At 39.3% G+C, this 3,565-nt stretch carries 5 protein-coding genes; 1 reads left to right on the forward strand and 4 read right to left on the reverse strand.

Features of this window, described 5'->3' with window-relative positions; genetic code table 11:
* Positions 1–85: 85 nt before the first annotated feature.
* From AACR75_RS02785 to AACR75_RS02795, 3 genes are all read right to left on the reverse strand, one after another.
* Complete coding sequence (locus AACR75_RS02785; protein ID WP_013868605.1) at positions 86–484, reverse strand: hypothetical protein; 399 nt, start codon at positions 482–484, stop codon at positions 86–88.
* Positions 481–1,404, reverse strand: a complete 924-nt coding sequence (locus AACR75_RS02790) for a zinc dependent phospholipase C family protein (protein ID WP_013868604.1) — start codon at positions 1,402–1,404, stop codon at positions 481–483. The genes AACR75_RS02785 and AACR75_RS02790 overlap by 4 nt, the downstream gene beginning before the upstream one ends.
* A gap of 862 nt (positions 1,405–2,266) precedes the next feature.
* Positions 2,267–2,545: a DUF3709 domain-containing protein gene (locus AACR75_RS02795; protein WP_042990818.1), complete on the reverse strand. Its 279-nt coding sequence runs from the start codon at positions 2,543–2,545 to the stop codon at positions 2,267–2,269.
* Between the two features lie 363 nt (positions 2,546–2,908).
* Between AACR75_RS02795 and AACR75_RS02800 the strand changes: the two genes are divergently transcribed.
* Complete coding sequence (locus tag AACR75_RS02800; protein ID WP_269413197.1) at positions 2,909–3,037, forward strand: hypothetical protein; 129 nt, start codon at positions 2,909–2,911, stop codon at positions 3,035–3,037.
* A 97-nt stretch (positions 3,038–3,134) separates the two neighbouring features.
* Here the strand turns inward: AACR75_RS02800 and AACR75_RS02805 are convergent, their stop codons facing one another.
* On the reverse strand, positions 3,135–3,464 hold the full coding sequence (locus AACR75_RS02805; protein WP_047691665.1) for a hypothetical protein: 330 nt from the start codon (positions 3,462–3,464) through the stop codon (positions 3,135–3,137).
* Positions 3,465–3,565: the final 101 nt, after the last annotated feature.

A 3,565-nucleotide genomic window follows, 5' to 3' on the forward strand; every position in this document is an offset into this window, starting at 1 on the left:
GACTTGGGTATAGGACACCAACGGAGTATATTCATGCGCATCTGTAAAAAGTGTCGCACTTCAAACTTGATACTAAGTGCGTTCTCTAATTGCATACCTGATTACTTTGCAATGTAATCACACAACTATTACTTTTAAGTTCATGCCAATAAACTTTATCAAGCACAGCGTTACACCCTGCATCTTCGATTAAGGCAACATCTTCTTCACACAATAGAAGTACGGCATTGTCGCCTTGCATTTCAGCTTTAATTGTATATTTAACAAAAGGTGCAACCTTATCAGGTTGCTCTGTTGAAACAATTTCTAAGGCCTGTGCACCGCTATCAATCATGACATCACCAAATTTAATGGATCCATCGACAGTTTGAGCAAGATCTTTAAATTGGGAAGCTAAGTCATACATTTTTTCATCGTTATATGGTTTAGATACAGCGCATCCAGCAGTTAACATTGATAAAATTAATAAGTTTAGATATTTCATGAGTTACTCCAAGCAGTCAACATTTCCTTTTCACAACGACCAGTGTCTAAGTTCCAATTTAAAAACATATCAACACTACCATCATCAAAAACAGCGTTAGACAAGTAACACAAGTATTGCTTCACATTTTCAACTGCTCGTTCGAAAATTGAATCATAATCTTCTATCCCACAAGGTGTTTTCAAAGCTTTAATATAAGATTCATCTATCTCTTCCAAACTTGGATAAACCAACCCTTGTTTCGCAGCAACATGTCTAGCTAAAGGAAAAAGTCGATAACCCTCTTCAATATTATCAACTATAAACTGAAAGCCTTTATACCAACCGTTAATATCAGGATGTGCAGAGTCAGCTTTTTCAGGGAAAACATCCTTTAAGCAAGTTTCCCATAGATTAGTAATTATTCTATCTAAATTCGATGGGTTTGTAGGATCGTTACAAGAACCAATATTATTGTTCACCCTTTCAGCATAACCGATTTCACCTAAGTTTAACTTTGGCCATATATACGCATCTTGATTCATCTCACAAATTCGATGTTCTTGAGAATTTTCATGGTATGGCCCAACTCTCATCTCAACAACAGGGTGAATTGTAATATCAGAAATGACATGGGCAACAAAACCACAAAGCCAAGCAAATGCTTTCTCTTGATCCTCACCTGATAAATTTTTTACAAGTAATATTGCTTTTCTTATTAAGACGCCTACTTTCTCATAATGCATCTTATCGGCCCATTCATTTTGGTCTGGACTTCCTAATTTTAAATAAGGAAAGTCAGGACTGACACAACCTAGCTCAACGAATTTTTGATTTCGGCTGAGAGCTAACTTTGCTTTTTTAGGCATATTTAATGATTTGAGATTTGAATTGCTTATTGCGAAATTAACAGCTGTTATATGTGCAAATGCGCCTGGCATAGCTAATCCTCCATGATAAATGAACAATGATTTTACTATTAAATTTAAAGACTTAATGTGATGTGGATAAGGTTGGCCAGTAATAGCATATAACGCCCGGCTAAGGGGTTGACAACGCACCACCGAACTCAAAAAACCACTGTAAACGCTGAACTTCAATTTTGCACTAAAGTCGCCACGCGTTGGCAATCCCTCTTGAGCCGTTTGTTATGCAAATTCAATAAGATAAACCAACTTTACTCGATCAAAAGCCACGATTGCAATGGTTGAGTAATTCAAGAATCAACCGAAGCCAGAGCCGTGATAAATAAGCCGCCAAAACAAAGTCCACCTTTCAGCAACAAACCAAGCTTTTGAATGAGACAAACCCTACAAGCAATACTTTCAGCAAGTGCAAAATGCTCGATTAACTTGCCCTTTCCACACTTTGCGCACGCTGAATTGGCAACAAACCAGCACCAAAACTCATTGAGGCAAACAAAGAACTTTGCTTGTTTTACGGCTTGAGTTAACCACGAATTTTAGGGTAAAAAAGCTCATTTGCCGACAACATAAAACGAATGGCCGGAGAAACCTAAAAAGATTGAACCCCTAAATTTACCTGAGTTGCATAACGCCCGCCTAAGGGGCTGGCAACGCATAACACCAAACTCAAACACAACAACCGTAACCACCGCGGCTCAATGGGACTGGAAACGCCGCGCGTTGACAGTCCCTCTTGAGGCGTTTGTTATGCTTAAGCTTCAACACTTTACATTTGAACCAACTCAAGAATAACTCACTGAAATCATTGACCAAACTTCGAATTATCTCGAATTAGAACTGGCTCAACTTTTACCTATGAGCTGACCAATGCAGGCTTTCACTTAGCAACTAGGTCAATGTGGAAAACCTCTCCGACAAACTCACTCACCACGCATGGGCACGACAACTCAATGAGGCAATAACACTGAAATTTACAGCGACAGACAGATTGCCGTTTCATTAGGCAGCGCAAAACAATACTTAATTGCCGACAGACTTTAAGCCTGTAAGTAAAGGCACCAAACTGCTCAAAGCGACTTGAGCCAACAATACTAACCTCACGCAGACTCAACAACACAATGAGGCAATCACTGCGATTTTTCAGCGCCAGATACATTGCTGCTTCATTAGGCAGCGAAAAACAATATTGAATTGCCGACAAAACATGAACGAAATGCCAAAGGAATCGACAACCACAAACTACTGATTTTTTATGGATTAAGCATAACGCCCGGTTAAGGGGCTGACAACGCAAAACACTGAACCTAAAATAACAACCATAATCACAAAGGCCGATTTGAACTAAAACCGCCACGCGTTGGCAGTCCCTCTTGAACCGTTTGTTATGTGCGTAAGTTAATATCACATTTGAAGCAGAAACTTGCGACTAAATGCACCTTTTTGCTTATTCTCACTTTACAACATTTTCAAATTTAATACCTTGCTCTTGGCTACATTCAACTTTACGCAAGGAGACAATATGGGTATCAAAACAGGCCCTAAGAGAAAGAACGAAGATGGAGCGCCTGATAAACGACAGCGTGTCACTGAGGAAAATAAGAAAAAACACCCAAAACTCAAAGAACACAAACACGAAAAAGGTGATTAACCAAATCAAAGCAGTTTCAATAGAAGCTGCTTTTTCTATCCAGCAAGCACATAACGCCCTCTTTAACCGTTTGTTATGTGAAAAAAATCGACGTAATTTAACCACTGATTAACTGTAATACACCAATTACGATACCAATAACTGCCAATAGCAGTCCGACTTTTGTCACTGTATCCGCTGACTTATCGAGCGTTTCCATTGTGTGCGTAACTTGTGAGGCTAGCCGAGTTTGAAGTATCGCGGAAGCTGCCTCTCGTTTGTTTATAACGTTATCAGCTCCTTGAATAAGAGAGCCGGACTTTTTCCAGTGTAGAATAGCTCCGGCAATAGCTGATTCATTTGCATTCTCAAATTTTCTTATCCATTCAGATTTTGGTTCTGTGGGCATATCAATAAGCTCTTGAATATCTCGCTCTAAATTCCTCACTAGAATCTCCAATATTTTTCACATAACGCCCGGCTAAGGGGTTGACAACGCACCGCCGAACTCAAAAAACACACCGTAAACACTGAACTTCAATTTTGTAC

Source organism: Vibrio sp. ZOR0018, assembly GCF_963865925.1.
GTDB classification, from domain to species: Bacteria; Pseudomonadota; Gammaproteobacteria; order Enterobacterales; family Vibrionaceae; genus Vibrio; species Vibrio anguillarum.

Bases quoted from the DNA above. Each gene is read 5' to 3' on its own strand.
- AACR75_RS02795 (WP_042990818.1), bottom strand. From the start codon at position 2,545: ATGTATCTGGCGCTGAAAAATCGCAGTGATTGCCTCATTGTGTTGTTG.
- AACR75_RS02790 (WP_013868604.1), bottom strand. From the start codon at position 1,404: ATGCCAGGCGCATTTGCACATATAACAGCTGTTAATTTCGCAATAAGC.
- AACR75_RS02800 (WP_269413197.1), top strand. From the start codon at position 2,909: ATGGGTATCAAAACAGGCCCTAAGAGAAAGAACGAAGATGGAGCGCCT.
- AACR75_RS02785 (WP_013868605.1), bottom strand. From the start codon at position 484: ATGAAATATCTAAACTTATTAATTTTATCAATGTTAACTGCTGGATGC.